Here is a 15,950-nt window from a genome sequence, read left to right on the forward strand (position 1 = left end):
CTAAAGTACTAAATCAAACGTAAAGACGGAGGCATTACGATAAATTTCATCGGGCCGTAATATGCAACTAGGGAAGTGTTCATGATTGGGCGCGTCTGGATAATTTTGGGTTTCAAAGCAAATGGCCGGAAAATCGGGCGGGGTATACACCACTACCGCTGGTTGATTGGTTTTTACCTCTAGGGAGATGCCCGATCTTCTGGAAAAGATACGGGCGGCCAAATCCGTTTTTGAATTTTTTACATAAGGGGTATCCAAACGCATTTCCCCAATTTTTCGTTCCGTACGGAAATCGTATTCGGTATCGGCTACGGGAACAATATTTCCTGTGGGCAATAAGTTCCTGTCCGTCTCGACGATTTCCGGGCAGTAAAGTTCTAATCGATAGTGATCTATGGACCCCGTCTTATCCAACCTAAAATAGGAATGGTTGGTCAAATTAATCACTGTAGTCCGATCGGCCGCGGCTTCATGTATGATGTGCAATTCGTTTTCCACCAATTTATAGGTGAGCATCACCTTTAAGTTTCCAGGATAGCCTTCCTCCAAATGTTTACTATAATAGGAAAGTTTAACAAAAGGCTCACTACCATAATCCACCTCCTCAATGGTCCAGTACTTTTTTCCGAAGCCTTCCTTTCCACCGTGTAGATGTATCCCCTTTTCACCATAAAGAGGAAAGGTTTCGCGATCTAGTTCAAAACTGGCATTGGAGATACGCCCGGCATACCTTCCTACACAGGCCCCCAAAAAAACAGTGTCCTCAAGGTAATTGTTGGGATAATTGGATCCTACCACCACATTAGTGGATCGGCCCTTTTTGTCCTTTACCAGAAGTTTTTGAATGATGGCACCGTAGTCCAGTACGATTAGAGTAATGAAGGGAGTACTTATGGTAACCTGTTTCAAGACGAAATCATTAATTTCCCTATAAAAATAGTCTTTTTTGCAACATCGGGTTTTTTGTCCCGTCCTTAGGATAACGACACCGATAAAACCAACAACGAAACTGGCCAATGTTTCAAATTGATGTAGTAGAGCAATGCAAGGCAAATGACCGAAAAGCACAGCTGCAACTGTACAATCAATATTGTAGTGGTATGTTCTATGTGGCTATGCGTTTTGTAAAAAATAGTAGTGATGCCGAGGACATCATCCAGGAGTCGTTCATCAAGGCCTTTCAAAAAATACATCAATTTAAGGGAGACGTGAGCTTTGGAGCTTGGCTCAAACGAATCGTAATCAATAAGAGTATCGATTTCTTAAAAGCCAAAAAAGAGCGATTGGTGCCGTTGGATGAAAATTATATGCAGGTAGTAGAAGATGACGACTGGACCGTAGAAGATGGTATAACCTTGGACGAGGTAAAATTGGCCATGGAACAATTACCGGAAAAGTACAAATACGTGGTGATGATGTTCTTATTGGAAGGCTATGACCATCGCGAAATTGCAAATGTATTGGGGTTGAGCGAAACGGCCTGTAGAACACGATTGTTACGGGGCAAAGGTTTTTTAAAGGAACTTTTAAAAAAGAAAAGATATGGGACAGGATCTTAGGGAAATGTTCAAAAAAGAAAATGAGGGTGGAAAATTCCAAATGCCGGAAGGTCATGAAAATCGATTTTTGGAACGTTTGGAAACCGAACTTCCTAAACGGGAAAAGTCCTCATTTTATATTTTAAAAATTGCAGCGTCCATTTTAGTGCTGCTTAGTATTGGAATTGTCGGATATAAAGTATTGACGGGAAAGGATACCATCAAGACCACTGTAGTAGAAAAAAATGATCCATCCAAGGAAAAAAAGGGTATTTCCTTTGGTGACCTTTCGCCAGACCTTAAGAAAGTAGAGGACTACTATGTAACCAACATAAACCTGGAACTTTCCAGATTGGAAGTGTCCGAGGAAAACAAGATACTGGTAGATAGTTTTATGGATCGGTTGGCCGACCTCAACGGCGAATATGAAAGGCTTAATGCGGAATTGAACGAAATCGGTCCCAACGACCAGACCATAACCGCTTTAATCAAGAACCTACAGCTACGGTTGGAATTATTACAGAAATTAAAAAGAAAATTAAACGAATTAAAATCATCAAAAAATGAACAAGTCACAAAGAATACTATATAAGGGCATCCTGGTTTTCCTATGTCTCGGTATTTGGGGCACCAATGCCCAGAAAAGTACGGAGACCTATAACGAGACCTTTGTTGTCAATGCTAATACCGTATTGGAGTTAAATACCAGTCATGCGGATATCGAATTCGAAACTTGGGACAAGGACCAGATCGGCATTGAGGCCGTGGTAACCTTGGAAGGTGCCACGGAAGAGGAGGCCCAGCGCTATTTTAAGAACGACCCCATTACCATTATGGGTAATAGTAAAAGGATAGAAATACGTACAAACTCCGGGAATTCTTGGTCATTTGCACCTTCCTTTAATATGGTCCTTGATATTCCCGAACTGGAGCCCTTTATCGTGGATATTCCCGAAATTCCGGGAATCCCCGAAATTCCGGAATTTGCCGAACTTCCTGAATTCCCACCCCTTCCTGTAGCTCCCTTTCATGATTTCGATTATGAGGCCTATAAAGAGGATGGTGAAAAGTATTTGAAGAAGTGGCAGAAGGAATACGGCAAGTACTTTGACGAGGAGTATAGGGAGCGAATGGAAGCGTGGGGGAAAAGGATGGAGGCCCGTAGCGCCGAAAGGGAAAAACGGAATAAAGAAAGATTGGAGGAACGGAAAAGGGCCCGGGAAGAACGTTTACAGTCCAGGGAAGCCGCCAGGACGGAACGTATGGAAAGAATGGAGGAAGCAAGGGAAAAACGCGCCGAAGCCCGTGAAAAAAGAATGGCCGCCCTTGAAGCGCGAAAAGTGGAACGGTTTGTCTACCATGACTCCGTTTATTCCTTTATTGCCGGGGACAGTCTCGAGAGATTGCCAAATACCTTTTATTTTCATAGTGATGGGGAGCACAAAAATTATAAGGTAAAGAAGACCATTAAGATAAAGATGCCCAAGAATACCAAGATAAAGATGAACGTACGCCATGGAGAGGTAAAACTGGCAGAGAATACCAAAAACATCAACGCAACGCTCTCCCATGCCTATTTATGGGCCAGTACCATAGATGGTGACCAGACCGACATTAAGGTTTCCTATTCCCCGGTAAGCGTACAGAAATGGAATTATGGGCAATTGCAAACTGATTACTCGGAAAATGTAGATCTACGCGAAGTCCTCAACCTTCGTTTGAGCGCTACCTCTTCGGATGTTTCCATAGACCACCTATTAAAAAGCGCCTTTATAAAAAGTGATTTGGGCCCTTTGCACATCAATACCGTATCCGAAAACTTTAAGGAACTAGATGTTACCTTGCAAAATGCCGAGTTGATTTGCAATTTACCCTCCACCGCCTATGCCATATACATTAACGGCACCGATTCCAAGGTCAATTGCCCAGAACAGCTAAAACTTGACCGGAAAAAGAATCGCAACACGGAAATCGTAAAAGGGTATCATTTGGATGAAAACAACAAAGCATCTATCGTAATCCATTCCAAGTATAGTAACATCCTTTTGGATTGACTACTCTTCCAGTAAGAGCGTCCCAAAAATATCCGCATTGATCCACCCCTGATTTTTATCTTCTCCGGGAACAAACACCGATCCAATAAAATTTTCCCTTTCCGTACTGCCATCATTATCACAATAGGCCAAGGCAAACCCCATTTTCTTATGGTTACTCAAAGTTTTTGGAATATTGTTTCCACCATCAACATAGGTATCGTCATATACATGGATGGCTATTTCCCAAGTAGAAGTTTGTCCCTGGGTAACTTGTTTGGAGACGATATGCTCGTTGTATAGTTGTGGTTCCTTGTTGGGTGCAAGGTCCACTACGTTTCCGTCCAGGGCGATGTGATAGGCAAAGGCGTTATGGCTAAATTGATGCAATCCCCCTGAATTGTCCTCATCGATAAAGACTTCCACGCAATCGTCGTTCCACCATAGTTTAAGGGGATCCTTGTACTGATCAAATAAGACATCGTCGGTTATTTCTACTAGAACGTAGAGGGCATCCTCATCCCAGCTTAATTTATAATGTCCGTTGAAATCCTCATGTTCATAGGGTTTTCCCAACCAATTCTGGTCCAATGCATGCCAGTCGGTCCGGGCCCAAATGTTTTCGGTAGCCTTACCGTCGATAGTAATGGGATGTGGACTTTTTTTAACGGAAATGATGTGATGGTCTTCCTTTTTCTTCGTGGTATTACAGCACACGAAAAGGAAAGCCAAGCATAAGGTCATTGCAGCTTTCATCAGTAATAAGTATTGGGGTTACTCTATTAAAGATAGCAATTTTTGGCACTTTTTACCGCTTTTTGAGAAAGCAATGTTAAAAAGCAGGCCTTATTTCCAACACTAAAGATTCAAATCGGACTTCCAATGCACGATTTTTTCGTTGTGCATGGCATCAAGTCCCATTTGTACGCAGACCGCCGCATTGGCACCTGTAGCGATATTGGATATGGGCTCCGTGTTGTTCGCAACGCTCTCCCTAAAATCCATCAAGGCCTGTTTACTGGGATCTTCATGATCCACTTCAATGGGGTAGCCTTTGCCTTCGTCCCATTTTAAGGTAGCTCCGGCCACACCGTCTACTTCGCCCATTTCCTTATTCTTTTTGCCCTCTGGGTAATACCAGGCTCTTGCATAATCCATGATCACGGTTCCTTGATCGCCCATCACCTTTATTTTATAGTCGTTCATGGCATTACTGGTCAAACAAGTGAATTTAGCTCTTACCCCACTGGGATAGCTGTATAGTAGGTGAATATTGTCATAGGTTTCCCTACCGTCCTTCCAATAATCGATACCGCCCACACCCATTACTTTTTCTGGGGTTTCTCCCAAGACCCAATTGGAAAAGTCGATTTGATGGGAACAAAGTTCTGCGACCAATCCGCCTGAAAACTCACGGTACATACGCCAGTTGATCAAACGTTCCAATTTGGGATCGGGTACGGGTCGCCGCCAGTTTCCGTTCCGATTCCATTGGCATTCGATCGCGGCAATTTTTCCGATTTCCCCTTTTTTGATCATGTCCACAACATAGGTATACAGCCGCGAACTATGGTATTGGTGCCCGGTCTGAAAGATTTTGTCTGAGGTCTTTACCTTATTGACTAGATTCTGTATACCATCGAAACCCTTGGCCAGCGTCTTTTCACAGTAAACGTGCAGTCCGGCATCCAAGGCATCCAAAGCAATTTTGGAATGTGTATTGAACGGGGTTGCGACCAATACTGCATCCAGGTCGGGATGTTCCAAAAGTTTACGATAATCTTTGAAGCCTTGTGCCTTGCCTTCAACTTTTCCAAGGCCTTTTTCCAATCGGAATGGAAGAACATCGCAGCAGGCAATAACATTGAAGTTACTGATTTGATTGATTAATGGGATCAATCCACTGCCACGGTCCCCTGTACCAATTATCCCGATATTCAGTGCTTCATTGGCACTTTCCTTTTGTATAATCTGTCCCATCGCTGTTGCGGATGTTGCCACCGCAGCGGAGGCCAGGCTACTTTTTACCATAAATTCCCTTCGCTTCATTTCAATCTATCGTTTCTTTGCTACTTGTTTTATATCTTTGGAACTAGATTTTCGGCTCCCAGCCGTTTTCGTATTCCCTTTTCCAATTTTTCATTGCTTTTTCACTGTTCAGCACCTTTCCGGTAGTGGTATCGATCTTTAGCATTTCCCCGGCATCCTGGGCCATGTTGCCCAGATGGCACAGCATAGTAGAGAAGCTAGCATCGTTGATGTCCGCATGAAGGGACTGGTCTTTCCGAATGGCCGCAAAAAAGTTGCCTACGTGATCTACGTCCAATCCACCGATTCCTTGGGTATTGGTCGTGGCACTGGCCGATTTCTCAAACTCCGACTTTATAGGATTCCCTTGAAGATCGAACAACTTATAGAAGTTACGATCTAATTGGATAGATCCCTTGCTTCCATAAATAGTGATGCCTCTTCCTGGTCGGGACGGCTTTAACACACCGCGACTATGTCCCGTCCATGTGATGAATTTATTACCTGGAAAAGCATAGGTTACCTGTTGGTTGTCCACAAATTCCCAATCATCGTTATAGGTGTATTTCCCTCCGAACGAAGTAACCGTTTCTGGTAGGTCCACACCTAAGGCCCAACGGCAGATATCGATTTCATGGGTTCCATTGTTGTGCACCTCACCGGTACCCCAGGTACGGAACCAGTGCCAGTTATAGGGATGGATATTGTCCCGATAACTCTCCCGGGGAGCGGGTCCTTGCCAAAGTTCCCAATCCAAGGATTTGGGTACGGGTATTTTGTTTCCCTTGCCTATGGAACCCCGATTGTTGGAGTAATAGGCCTCACCTTTGAAGACGTCGCCGATAATTCCGTTTCGGATATCCTCAATGGCCATGATGGAGGTCCGTGCCGAACGTTGCTGGTTGCCCATTTGCACCTTCTTACCATATTTTTTCTGGGCCTGAACCAGAAGTTGATTTTCGTGCGGGTTATGGCTACATGGTTTTTCCACATACACATGTTTTCCGGCCTGTAGTGCCATGATGGCCATGGGCGCATGCCAATGTTCCGGGGTGGCGATAAACACGGCATCTACGTCCTTGTCCTCCAAAACCTTGCGAAAATCCTTTTCTACCTTGGGCACATAACCAATATTCTCTTGGCACCAAGTATTGTGCTCTTCTATAATTCTGTCATCAACATCGCAATTGTATAGAATTAGGGCATTACTATCCGCGTGTATGGCCTTTACATGAGCCTTGGCCCGGCTCCGTACCCCGATTACGGCGCAATTGATATGATCATTGGCCCCAAGGACCCGGGCATTGCCCAAATTGGGCATTACCAGTCCGCCCAAGGTAATTGCCGCAGTACCTGCCGTTGTTTTTTTAATAAACTCCCTTCTGTTCGTATTCATTTTGGTTTAGGTTATAGGGTTGATAAAATGCCTTTGACGTAGCCCATGGATTCGGCCATTCCCGGAAGTGGGTCCTTTGCTTCCGCCTCGTATTCCAAGGCCAAGGTGCCTTGGTATCCCAATTTTTGTACCGTTTTTAAAAAGGTTGGAAAGTCGATGGTGCCCCTGCCTATAATACAGGTCTCCCCTTCGGCTTTGGCCGCGGTGACATCCTTTAGATGGATATCAAATACCCGATCCGAAAAAGCGGCGACATCCGCTGCGGGATCACGACCAATACGATGGACATGGCCAATATCAATACACAGTCCCATACGGGAATCCCGGTCTAGAACCTTTACATAAGCATCCTCGGGACTGGAATACAACTTATCTCCAGGTCCGTGGTTGTGAATGGCGAGCTTAATATCGGTCTCCTTTACTTTTTCTTCCACATAATCCAACAATTCATGGTTGGGTACCCCGATGATCATTTTCATTCCGGCGGTCTGGGCATAGCTAAACGCCTGGTCCACCTCCTCCTTGGTCTTCATATAAATGACCCCGGCACCATACAGCTCAATGCCCTTCTGTTTGCATAGGGCCACCGCATTTTCAATAGTTTCCTTATTGGAATCCAGAGGAAGGTGCATGCTCTTAAAAGTAATCCGATCCACTCCGCATCGCAAGGTCATATCCAGGGCCTCTTCCATGGAAAATTCACGAAGCATATAAGAGGCTACCCCTAGCTTTAGGCCTACTTCCTGTGGATTTGGAATACTCTTTAAACCGGAAGCTTTGGCCATTTCTGGAAAGGTAACGGTAGTTATCCCCGCAATTCCTGCGGATACCTTTTTTATAAAATTTCTTCTGCTTTTCATGTTGGTTTCCCTCTTGGTTCCCTAGTGCCGTATCCAGCCTTATTTTGACCTTGCTTGTCCGCCAAGGATTTCCATAGAGTGTGAAAAAATTGGTACAGAAAATCTACAACGTTTGCGTAAATTTAGGTACAACTGGATTCAAAATCCACTAAACTATGACTATCCGATAAATTTACAAATAAAAAAGCGACCGAATTAGGGTCGCTTTGCTATTGACTGTAAAAAAATTTTAGTGCGAATCTTCTTTTAAATAATCCCCAAAATTCTTTTTAAACCGATTGAGCCGCGGAATGGATACGTTGGTGATATAGGAATTGTTGGGATGTTTTCGTTCGTAATCCTGATGGTATTCCTCGGCCTTCCAAAACTTGGTGAATTCCGTGACCTCTGTGGTTATAGGGGCGCCCTCATAGACGTTCTGTTCCTTTAGGGCAGCAATATAGCTATCTATGATTTTCTTTTCCTGTGCGTTTTTGTAAAAGGCAACGGAACGGTATTGTGGTCCTCGATCTGGCCCCTGCCGATTTAAGGTGGTAGGATCGTGGGATCCGAAGAAGACCTGTACCAATTCTACAAAGGAGATCACTTTTGGGTCGTAATACACTTCCACGGCCTCGGCATGCGTGGTGAGTCCGCGGCCTACCTGCTCATAGGATGGATTTTCCTCACTCCCTCCGGAATATCCGGAAACGACCTCTTTGACCCCTCTTACACTCTCAAAAATGGCTTCTACACACCAAAAACAACCACTGGCAAAATAAGCGGTCTCAAAGGCGCTTAAATCCTGGGAGGACATTTGGGCCATTTCCTTGTTTTCCTCTTGTACCATAGTATCAATGGCCACTTTTTTGTTTTCATTGGCCTTGGATTGGCAGCTGCCCAAAACCAAAAGGGAAAGGACCAAAAGGGATGCTTTTAGAATTTTCATGTGTTTTCTTTTTCAGGGTTTGTTGCCGAAGTTAGTACCTCCTTACGGAAACTTTGGTTAAAATATGTTAAGGTTTTGGGATACTAATATATGGAAGTTACAAACGCATCGGTATTGAAATCAACTTAATTATTTCACCATGCATGTTCTATACATTTGAAATAATTAGCTTTTATTGCATTATTGCCCAAACGAATACATATCTTACATTTGAGGTATGCATACCCTGGAGCAAGTGCTTAACAATATTTCACAACAGCCAGTAACCATACTGGATACTAAAATTCCAGTAAGCAGCTATATACCCATCGACCTATCTGCGCATAACCCGGATTTGGAAGAGGTAGCTGTTACGGATCCAGACCAATGCCAGGCCTATATTGATCAAATCCTCGAACAGCACTCAGCGACGGTCGCCTATGGGGGCTATTTGGAACAGCGGAATCTGTATGCGGACAAGTCCGGCTTTACCACCGAAGGGAAGCCGTCCCGGAATATCCATTTGGGGATGGATTTTTGGGCCCCGGCAGGAACCCAAGTGGTCACTCCATTGTTTGGGAAAGTGCATAGTTTTCAAAACAATAGCACGCCTGGGGATTACGGGCCTACAATTATCTTGGTACATGAAGCCAAGGGCGTTACCTTTCATACGGTTTATGGGCATCTTTCCCTGGAATCCCTAGAGGGCCTGTATGCGGGAAAGGAGTTTCAAAAGGGAGAAAACTTGGCGACTTTGGGCACTCCGGATATCAACGTACACTATGCCCCGCACCTCCACTTTCAAATTATCCAGGATATGCAAAACAATCAAGGCGATTATCCTGGCGTATGTTCTCGTACGGATTTGGATTTTTATTCCCGTAACTGCCCCAATCCCAACCTTCTGCTAAAGCTTTAGTCAGGAGCTAAGCGAAACTGTAATCCGTATATCCAGTTTCATCCGCCGTATAAAACGTATTTTGATCGGGTTCGTTCAACTCTAAATCTTCTTCCAAGCGTTTGGGCAGATCTGGATTGGCCAAAAGGGGCCTACCAAAGGCGACCAGATCACCCTTACCGTTTTCAAGATCTTTCTCCGCACGTTCCTTGTCGTATCCACCGCTTAGGATAAAAGCTCCTGAAAAAGCCTCTCGCATCGTTTCCTTGGTCTGTTGTGGAACTTCAGGAGCACCCATGGCGGAATGATCTACTACATGTAGATATACCAAGCCCAGATCGGAAAGCCCTTGGACAAGTTCCGTAAAAGCTGCATCGATACCGTCAAAAATGCCCATACCGTTAAAAACACCATAGGGTGATAGCCGAATCCCAGTTCTATCGGCTCCTATGGCCTCGGCAACAGCCTGGGCCACTTCCAAGGGAAATCTATTTCTGTTGGCCGCACTACCCCCATATGCATCATTTCTTTGGTTCGTAGTCGGATTAATGAATTGGTCTATGAGGTATCCATTGGCACCATGGAGTTCTACGCCATCAAAACCGGCCTCAATGGTATTTTGGGCCGCCTGGACATATTCGTTTTTGGCCGTTTCTATATCCTGTAAGTCCATCTCCTTGGCCAAGGGGTAGGCTTGCATCCCGTTTTGATCGGTATACATTTCACCCTCCAATGGTACGGCAGAAGGGGCAAGGACCGTGGTTCCCTTAGGCATATTGTCCGGGTGCGAAACCCGCCCGGTATGCATAAGCTGAATAAATATCTTCCCATTTTCTTGATGTACCGCTTCCGTTATCTTTTTCCAACCCTTTATTTGCGCATCACTATATATGCCTGGAATACGTGCATAGCCTACACCATTAGGAGAGGGTGATGTGCCTTCCGTAATAAGCAGCCCGGCACTTGCCCTTTGAGCATAGTAGGTAGCCATTAAGGCATTGGGAATGTTATCTAAAGCCCGGCAACGGGTCATGGGGGCCATAACGATCCGGTTCTTCAACGAAATCGGACCTAGGTCATAGGATTTAAATAGTTTCATGTTTCTCGTTTTAGTATCTAGTTGCACATTAAAATTCTGCAATTCTATTGCAGCTGCTTTAGTTTTTATAAACACTTTGGCCCGAAGTGTTATTGGGTTAATGATTATTGCGTGATTTTGTAGTGTTATAAAATAACCGAATAACTTGGTAACACAATAACAGTTTGCAGTTTCATTGTTTCTTTAAAAACTACGATTTCCAATCCAAAGTAGTTTGCTTTTTCCGAAGTCTGAAGATAGGAATGTTCCCTATAATTCCAAAGTAGTATACATATTAAACAATACAGGCAGTTTTTAGGTATCCTTTTTTGATAAGACCATGGTTGGAATCCCGTTAAAGTACACCTTCTTTCGGTAAAGTGATTTTGGGTTCTTGTCCGTTCACCGATGCTATTGTGCACTTTATCCCGATTTCTGTAAGATACCGAAAAATAAGGGGTTTTCAGCGAATCGAAACCCGGTAGGATACGCTTCACCGCGTTTTTATTATATAAAAACGCAAGTCATGAAAACGCTAATAACTTTAATCTTCGTTCTCTTCATCGGAATCACTGCCCAGGCTCAGGATACTACTTCCGAAGTAAAGGTTGCAACCATCGAAATGGGAATCGTTACCGAGACCGTTGAAGAAGGAGTTTCTTTCGAGAACAAGACTGAGGTTGCCCGTTTGTACAAGCGTTCCAATACCAAGGTAAAAAAGGCTTTGTCTTTTACAACTAAGAGAAACCGAGCTAAATTGGCTTAATCCTCCCTATCAGATTTAACCTTCTAGAAGACTTGCAATCTTCAATTCAGATGTAATGAAGTATACGCATCGGCCAGTTCCTGTACCTTTTCGGGAAAGGTAGAGGCCAAGTCATTGAGTTCGGTAGGGTCTTCCTTCATATTGTAGAGTTCCCAATCCCCGCCATTGAGCCGTACAATTTTATAATCTCCTTTTCGGAACATACGGAACTTATCCAGGCCGGAAGCAAAATAATCGGGTTCCTTCCTTTCCTTGCCCTTAAAAATAGGTAAGAGGGAACTCCCTTGAAGCGGTAGGGTGGCATAACCATTTATGGAATCCGGATAGGAAGTTTTCAATAGGTCCAAAAAAGTAGGAGCCATATCCACTACGTGGCCTGGCTGCCGGGTAATGGTCCCCGGAGCTATATGATCGGGCCAATACGCGATAAAGGGAGTATGACTCCCGCCTTCGTGTCCGCATTGTTTGTATTGCCGAAAAGGGGTATTCCCCAAATTGGCCCAAGTGGCCCGTAGGCTCCAATAAGAATCCGCCGGGCCAGGGGCTACATCTTTTACTTTGTTCGTATAAAAGGGGCACGAACCATTATCCACCAAAAATAAGACGAGGGTATTCTCCAATTTTCCATTTTCGCGAAGTTTATCCAGCACCCGACCTATGTTCTGGTCCATTCGATCTACCATGGCCGCAAAGACGGACATTTCCAGATCCAGGGAATCTTGGGTGGATTCGGATAGGCCGTCCCAGGGATAATACTCCACATATTCTGGTATCAAGGGCTTTCGAAACTGGTTGAGGTTGCCTTCCGGCGGACTTAGCGCGGTATTTTCAGCTATCACGCCCAATTGTTTCATCTTGGCAAAGCGCTCCTTTCGTAATTCATCCCATCCCTTGAGGTAGGTACCCCGGTACTTGGCGATATCCTCGGGTCTGGCCTGTAGGGGATAATGGGCTGCATGGTAGGGAAGGTATAGAAAGAAAGGCTTGTCTTTTTCAAAAGTATCGTCCAACCAGTTTAACGCATAGTCTGTTATAAAATCGGTTTTGTACATGGGTGATTGTTCAAATTGAATCTCTTCGGCCTTTAATTCCCGACCATTTAGGTAAAAGGGTCGTTCAAATTCCCCGGAAAGCGGGCGAAAATATTCCGTGGTGGCCCAAAAGGTAAAGGCCTGGTCAAATACATTTTCGGCCTTACAATACTCGGGCACCCAAGGATCAAAGTGCTCCTTTCCGCTCATGATGTTTTCATATCCTGCTTTTTTGGTAAGATGTGCCAGATGAACGGCCCCATTCCCCCCAGTGTACAATCCGGTCAAAAGGGACGAGCGCGTGGGATTACACTTGGCCATGTTATAGAAGGTAATAAAGCGCATTCCGCCTTCGGCCAAAAAATCGATATTCGGGGTCTGGATTTCACTACCATAACTGCCAATATCCGAAAAGCCCATATCATCGGCCATGATCAAAACGATATTGGGTCTCTCCTGAGCCTCTTTTTTTGTGTTACAGGAATACAGGTAAACCGATAGCAGTGCAAACAGAAGGTATTTTTTCATGGAAGTATTTATAATTGGGCATAAATCGCCGCTCTATAAAGTTAGTATTATCTCCTTATTTATTTAAATGGACCGACTTATCCTATTCATTTTTTAAATGAACGTGTTTTTTTATGATGGAATCTTAAGCTTTAATCCCGTTAAAGTGCGCCTTCTTTCGATAAAGTGATTTTGGGTTCTTGTCCGTTCACCGATGCTATTGTGCACTTTATCCCGATTTCTGTCAGATACCGAAAAATAAGGGGTTTTCAGCGAATCGAAACCCGGTAGGATACGCTTCGCCGCGTTTTTATTATATAAAAACGCAAGTCATGAAAACGCTAATAACTTTAATCTTCGTTCTCTTCATCGGAATCACTGCCCAGGCTCAGGATACTACTTCCGAAGTAAAGGTTGCAACCATCGAAATGGGAATCGTTACCGAGACCGTTGAAGAAGGAGTTTCTTTCGAGAACAATACTGAGGTTGCCCGTTTGTACAAGCGTTCCAATACCAAGGTAAAAAAGGCTTTGTCTTTTACAACTAAGAGAAACCGAGCTAAATTGGCCTAATCCTCACTTTTAAAATTACCGATATTTTTCCGGAACTTCCGTAATCTGTTTTACATAAAGGTCTTTATAGAATACTTCGGCACCTTCGGACTGCAATATGATTTTTCCCGAATGGAGCTTTTCCCGGTTCGACATTTTCCTGGAATTGAAAAGTCGCATAACCACCTGACCATTTACAATATGTATACTGGAATCCCCAAGTGTAATCAATTCAACATCGTTCCATTCTCCATGGGGTCTTTCTGCATTAAAGGCTTTAAAAACCCTTCGCTTCGCCAAACTATCATGGGTCGCTGTTTTGAGTATCTCGGCAAAGTAATAGGAGCGTAAAGGCGCATTGTCCTTATAAATATAATACATACTGTCCTTGAGAACACTCGGGATGTCTATTTCCACATCGCCAACAGGCCAGTAATCGCCCATATCGCCCTGTTGCACTTGAAGTTCCTGGGACCCCATCCAATTGTATACCGAGCCGGGTTCCCCAAAGCCATGGTATAGCAATCCACTGTCCCTGGGTCCTTTTTCCCTCGGGGGATGCATACCTTCGCCCCACTTGGTCTTTAACTTCAAATGATAGTTTTGATAATCCCGTTCCGTATAGATCATTCCCCAGGCCACACCGGAAATACGAATGGCATTCCCATTATCGGTATCGGCAATAGTGATTACTTCTAAGGGGTCATTATCGATTCCAAAAGGGGTTAGGGTATTGCCTAGGCTATCGGTTTTCATTTGGTACGGTGTTCCCAGATAACTATGCCAGCCGCTCAGGTCGGTGCCATTCCAGAGCGAGGTCCATTGTTCCGTAGTTTCGGTCTCCTTTTTATTGGATTTACAGGAGCAAAGGACGAGAATTAGGGATAGGACAAAAAACCATTTCATGGTAGGATTATCTTAGGTTGATGCCTTAAGATAGTGCAAATTAGTTTATGGGTTACAATAGCTAGTCGAAATCCTACCCGTGACGGGCAGGTATGCACTTTTAATGCTACCGAACTTTCGGGGCTAGTTTCCACAAATATCTGGGTTTTCAAAAAGTTATCGAGTTACTAAATCATCGTTCCCCACTATAAAAAATAACTTAAAACCCAATATCTTAAATAACCTATCCTCCCGATTCAACTCAGCACCACTTGCTGCTGCTTCCAGCAAAAACAAAACCAGGGGTAGGAATCCCGTTAAAGTGCACCTTCTTTCGGTAAAGTGATTTTGGGTTCTTGTCCGTTCACCGATGCTATTGTGCACTTCATCCTAATTTCTGTCAGATACCGAAAAATAAGGGGTTTTCAGCGAATCGAAACCCGGTAGGATACGCTTCACCGCGTTTTTATTATATAAAAACGCAAGTCATGAAAACGCTAATAACTTTAATCTTTGTTCTCTTCATCGGAATCACTGCCCAGGCTCAGGATACTACTTCCGAAGTAAAGGTTGCAACCATCGAAATGGGAATCGTTACCGAGACCGTTGAAGAAGGAGTTTCTTTCGAGAACAATACTGAGGTTGCCCGTTTGTACAAGCGTTCCAATACCAAGGTAAAAAAGGCTTTGTCTTTTACAACTAAGAGAAACCGAGCTAAATTGGCCTAAGAAACATTTTATTCTCGAACAACATCTTCCAAAACCGCCCATACATTATTGGCCACGATTTTTTGACCTGCAACAGTAGGGTGTATGCCGTCCTCTTGGTTTAATTCAGGATTACCTGCCACGCCTTCCAACAAAAAAGGAATCAAGGGCAATGTGTTCTTCTCCGCCAAATCTGGAAATATCTTGCGGAATTCCGAAGTATAGTCCTGTCCCATATTGGGGGGTATTTGCATACCGGCTAGAATAATCTGAGTATTCGGGTTTTTCTGGCGTACAACATCTATAATGGCCTGTAAATTGGTTCTTGTCTCTGCAAGGGGAATCCCCCGTAATCCGTCGTTGGCCCCTAGTTCCAGTATAAAAATATCGGCCTTTTGGTTCAATACCCAATCCAATCGGTTTCTTCCACTGGCCGTGGTCTCCCCACTAAGTCCGGAATTAATGACCGTGTAATTCATTCCCAAGGAGTTCAATGTATCCTGAATAACAGCGGGAAAAGCTTCTTGGGGATCAAGACCTAGTCCTGCGGTAAGGCTATCCCCAAAGAAAACAATGGTCTTACTATCCCCCTTACTGATTTCCTCTGTAGGGGAATCTACCGGTTCTGTAGCCGCATCATCGGTCTTCTGTGTGGATTTACCACCACAGGATAGCAATAGGAACAGGGAGAAAAAATAACAAAGTTTTAAGAGTGTATGCATGCTGACAGGGTCTAAATATCGAAATCATTTCCTTATTTTGTCC

Annotated in this window: 17 protein-coding genes; 7 read left to right on the forward strand and 10 right to left on the reverse strand. The window is 44.1% G+C overall.

Annotated features, from left to right (window positions below; all coding sequences use genetic code 11):
• Positions 1-1,017: an aldose epimerase family protein gene (locus ACP2AF_RS11870; protein ID WP_425236372.1), complete on the reverse strand. Its 1,017-nt coding sequence runs from the start codon at positions 1,015-1,017 to the stop codon at positions 1-3.
• Between ACP2AF_RS11870 and ACP2AF_RS11875 the strand changes: the two genes are divergently transcribed.
• The 3 genes from ACP2AF_RS11875 to ACP2AF_RS11885 are packed head-to-tail and all read left to right on the forward strand — an operon-like array spanning position 1,017 to position 3,592.
• Positions 1,017-1,559, forward strand: a complete 543-nt coding sequence (locus tag ACP2AF_RS11875) for an RNA polymerase sigma factor (protein ID WP_425236373.1) — start codon at positions 1,017-1,019, stop codon at positions 1,557-1,559. The two genes, ACP2AF_RS11870 and ACP2AF_RS11875, sit on opposite strands and share 1 nt — an antisense overlap.
• Positions 1,543-2,130 carry a hypothetical protein gene (locus ACP2AF_RS11880; RefSeq protein WP_425236374.1) on the forward strand — a complete coding sequence of 196 codons (588 nt, stop codon included), beginning with the start codon at positions 1,543-1,545 and terminating at the stop codon, positions 2,128-2,130. Before ACP2AF_RS11875 ends, ACP2AF_RS11880 begins: the two co-directional genes overlap by 17 nt.
• The gene (locus ACP2AF_RS11885) at positions 2,102-3,592 is read left to right on the forward strand and encodes a hypothetical protein (RefSeq protein WP_425236375.1); all 1,491 of its coding nucleotides are present in this window, start codon (positions 2,102-2,104) and stop codon (positions 3,590-3,592) included. Before ACP2AF_RS11880 ends, ACP2AF_RS11885 begins: the two co-directional genes overlap by 29 nt.
• On the opposite strand, the gene ACP2AF_RS11890 is transcribed toward ACP2AF_RS11885, so the two are convergent.
• From ACP2AF_RS11890 to msrA, 5 genes are all read right to left on the reverse strand, one after another.
• Positions 3,593-4,327 carry a sugar-binding protein gene (locus tag ACP2AF_RS11890; protein ID WP_425236376.1) on the reverse strand — a complete coding sequence of 245 codons (735 nt, stop codon included), beginning with the start codon at positions 4,325-4,327 and terminating at the stop codon, positions 3,593-3,595. It abuts the gene before it with no gap.
• Positions 4,328-4,429: 102 nt separating this feature from the next.
• Positions 4,430-5,620, reverse strand: a complete 1,191-nt coding sequence (locus tag ACP2AF_RS11895; protein WP_425236377.1) for a Gfo/Idh/MocA family protein — start codon at positions 5,618-5,620, stop codon at positions 4,430-4,432.
• A gap of 43 nt (positions 5,621-5,663) precedes the next feature.
• The gene (locus tag ACP2AF_RS11900; protein ID WP_425236378.1) at positions 5,664-6,995 is read right to left on the reverse strand and encodes a Gfo/Idh/MocA family protein; all 1,332 of its coding nucleotides are present in this window, start codon (positions 6,993-6,995) and stop codon (positions 5,664-5,666) included.
• Positions 6,996-7,006: 11 nt separating this feature from the next.
• Complete coding sequence (locus ACP2AF_RS11905) at positions 7,007-7,855, reverse strand: sugar phosphate isomerase/epimerase family protein (RefSeq protein ID WP_425236379.1); 849 nt, start codon at positions 7,853-7,855, stop codon at positions 7,007-7,009.
• 229 nt (positions 7,856-8,084) lie between these two features.
• Positions 8,085-8,783: a peptide-methionine (S)-S-oxide reductase MsrA gene (gene msrA, locus ACP2AF_RS11910; RefSeq protein ID WP_425236380.1), complete on the reverse strand. Its 699-nt coding sequence runs from the start codon at positions 8,781-8,783 to the stop codon at positions 8,085-8,087.
• Between the two features lie 217 nt (positions 8,784-9,000).
• Between msrA and ACP2AF_RS11915 the strand changes: the two genes are divergently transcribed.
• Positions 9,001-9,681, forward strand: coding sequence for a peptidoglycan DD-metalloendopeptidase family protein (locus ACP2AF_RS11915; RefSeq protein WP_425236381.1), 681 nt, complete (start codon positions 9,001-9,003; stop codon positions 9,679-9,681).
• Positions 9,682-9,688: 7 nt separating this feature from the next.
• Here ACP2AF_RS11915 and ACP2AF_RS11920 read toward each other — a convergent pair whose 3' ends face one another.
• On the reverse strand, positions 9,689-10,759 hold the full coding sequence (locus ACP2AF_RS11920; RefSeq protein WP_425236382.1) for an alkene reductase: 1,071 nt from the start codon (positions 10,757-10,759) through the stop codon (positions 9,689-9,691).
• A 505-nt stretch (positions 10,760-11,264) separates the two neighbouring features.
• Here ACP2AF_RS11920 and ACP2AF_RS11925 point away from each other — a divergent pair.
• Positions 11,265-11,504: a hypothetical protein gene (locus ACP2AF_RS11925; protein WP_425236383.1), complete on the forward strand. Its 240-nt coding sequence runs from the start codon at positions 11,265-11,267 to the stop codon at positions 11,502-11,504.
• Positions 11,505-11,545: 41 nt separating this feature from the next.
• On the opposite strand, the gene ACP2AF_RS11930 is transcribed toward ACP2AF_RS11925, so the two are convergent.
• A complete protein-coding gene (locus ACP2AF_RS11930; protein ID WP_425236384.1) occupies positions 11,546-13,063 on the reverse strand; it encodes an arylsulfatase in 1,518 nt (505 codons plus the stop codon).
• A gap of 311 nt (positions 13,064-13,374) precedes the next feature.
• Here ACP2AF_RS11930 and ACP2AF_RS11935 point away from each other — a divergent pair, with 311 nt between their 5' ends.
• Positions 13,375-13,614, forward strand: a complete 240-nt coding sequence (locus ACP2AF_RS11935) for a hypothetical protein (RefSeq protein WP_425236385.1) — start codon at positions 13,375-13,377, stop codon at positions 13,612-13,614.
• A 15-nt stretch (positions 13,615-13,629) separates the two neighbouring features.
• Here the strand turns inward: ACP2AF_RS11935 and ACP2AF_RS11940 are convergent, their stop codons facing one another.
• A complete protein-coding gene (locus ACP2AF_RS11940; RefSeq protein WP_425236386.1) occupies positions 13,630-14,499 on the reverse strand; it encodes a 3-keto-disaccharide hydrolase in 870 nt (289 codons plus the stop codon).
• Between the two features lie 467 nt (positions 14,500-14,966).
• On the opposite strand from ACP2AF_RS11940, the gene ACP2AF_RS11945 reads away from it, so the two are divergent.
• Positions 14,967-15,206 (forward strand): hypothetical protein, encoded by a 240-nt coding sequence (locus tag ACP2AF_RS11945; protein ID WP_425236385.1) that lies wholly within the window; start codon positions 14,967-14,969, stop codon positions 15,204-15,206.
• Between the two features lie 8 nt (positions 15,207-15,214).
• Here ACP2AF_RS11945 and ACP2AF_RS11950 read toward each other — a convergent pair whose 3' ends face one another.
• A complete protein-coding gene (locus ACP2AF_RS11950; protein WP_425236387.1) occupies positions 15,215-15,907 on the reverse strand; it encodes an arylesterase in 693 nt (230 codons plus the stop codon).
• Between the last annotated feature and the right edge of the window lie 43 nt (positions 15,908-15,950).

The sequence above is a fragment of the Ulvibacterium sp. genome (assembly GCF_965248315.1).
Taxonomy (GTDB): Bacteria; Bacteroidota; Bacteroidia; order Flavobacteriales; family Flavobacteriaceae; genus Ulvibacterium.

What these genes read in the sequence shown, in the direction of transcription:
- ACP2AF_RS11875 (WP_425236373.1), top strand. Translation starts at nt 1,017, where the DNA reads ATGTTTCAAATTGATGTAGTAGAGCAATGCAAGGCAAATGACCGAAAA.
- ACP2AF_RS11880 (WP_425236374.1), top strand. Translation starts at nt 1,543, where the DNA reads ATGGGACAGGATCTTAGGGAAATGTTCAAAAAAGAAAATGAGGGTGGA.
- ACP2AF_RS11885 (WP_425236375.1), top strand. Translation starts at nt 2,102, where the DNA reads ATGAACAAGTCACAAAGAATACTATATAAGGGCATCCTGGTTTTCCTA.
- ACP2AF_RS11890 (WP_425236376.1), bottom strand. Translation starts at nt 4,327, where the DNA reads ATGAAAGCTGCAATGACCTTATGCTTGGCTTTCCTTTTCGTGTGCTGT.
- ACP2AF_RS11895 (WP_425236377.1), bottom strand. Translation starts at nt 5,620, where the DNA reads ATGAAGCGAAGGGAATTTATGGTAAAAAGTAGCCTGGCCTCCGCTGCG.
- ACP2AF_RS11900 (WP_425236378.1), bottom strand. Translation starts at nt 6,995, where the DNA reads ATGAATACGAACAGAAGGGAGTTTATTAAAAAAACAACGGCAGGTACT.
- ACP2AF_RS11905 (WP_425236379.1), bottom strand. Translation starts at nt 7,855, where the DNA reads ATGAAAAGCAGAAGAAATTTTATAAAAAAGGTATCCGCAGGAATTGCG.
- msrA (WP_425236380.1), bottom strand. Translation starts at nt 8,783, where the DNA reads ATGAAAATTCTAAAAGCATCCCTTTTGGTCCTTTCCCTTTTGGTTTTG.
- ACP2AF_RS11915 (WP_425236381.1), top strand. Translation starts at nt 9,001, where the DNA reads ATGCATACCCTGGAGCAAGTGCTTAACAATATTTCACAACAGCCAGTA.
- ACP2AF_RS11920 (WP_425236382.1), bottom strand. Translation starts at nt 10,759, where the DNA reads ATGAAACTATTTAAATCCTATGACCTAGGTCCGATTTCGTTGAAGAAC.
- ACP2AF_RS11925 (WP_425236383.1), top strand. Translation starts at nt 11,265, where the DNA reads ATGAAAACGCTAATAACTTTAATCTTCGTTCTCTTCATCGGAATCACT.
- ACP2AF_RS11930 (WP_425236384.1), bottom strand. Translation starts at nt 13,063, where the DNA reads ATGAAAAAATACCTTCTGTTTGCACTGCTATCGGTTTACCTGTATTCC.
- ACP2AF_RS11935 (WP_425236385.1), top strand. Translation starts at nt 13,375, where the DNA reads ATGAAAACGCTAATAACTTTAATCTTCGTTCTCTTCATCGGAATCACT.
- ACP2AF_RS11940 (WP_425236386.1), bottom strand. Translation starts at nt 14,499, where the DNA reads ATGAAATGGTTTTTTGTCCTATCCCTAATTCTCGTCCTTTGCTCCTGT.
- ACP2AF_RS11945 (WP_425236385.1), top strand. Translation starts at nt 14,967, where the DNA reads ATGAAAACGCTAATAACTTTAATCTTTGTTCTCTTCATCGGAATCACT.
- ACP2AF_RS11950 (WP_425236387.1), bottom strand. Translation starts at nt 15,907, where the DNA reads ATGCATACACTCTTAAAACTTTGTTATTTTTTCTCCCTGTTCCTATTG.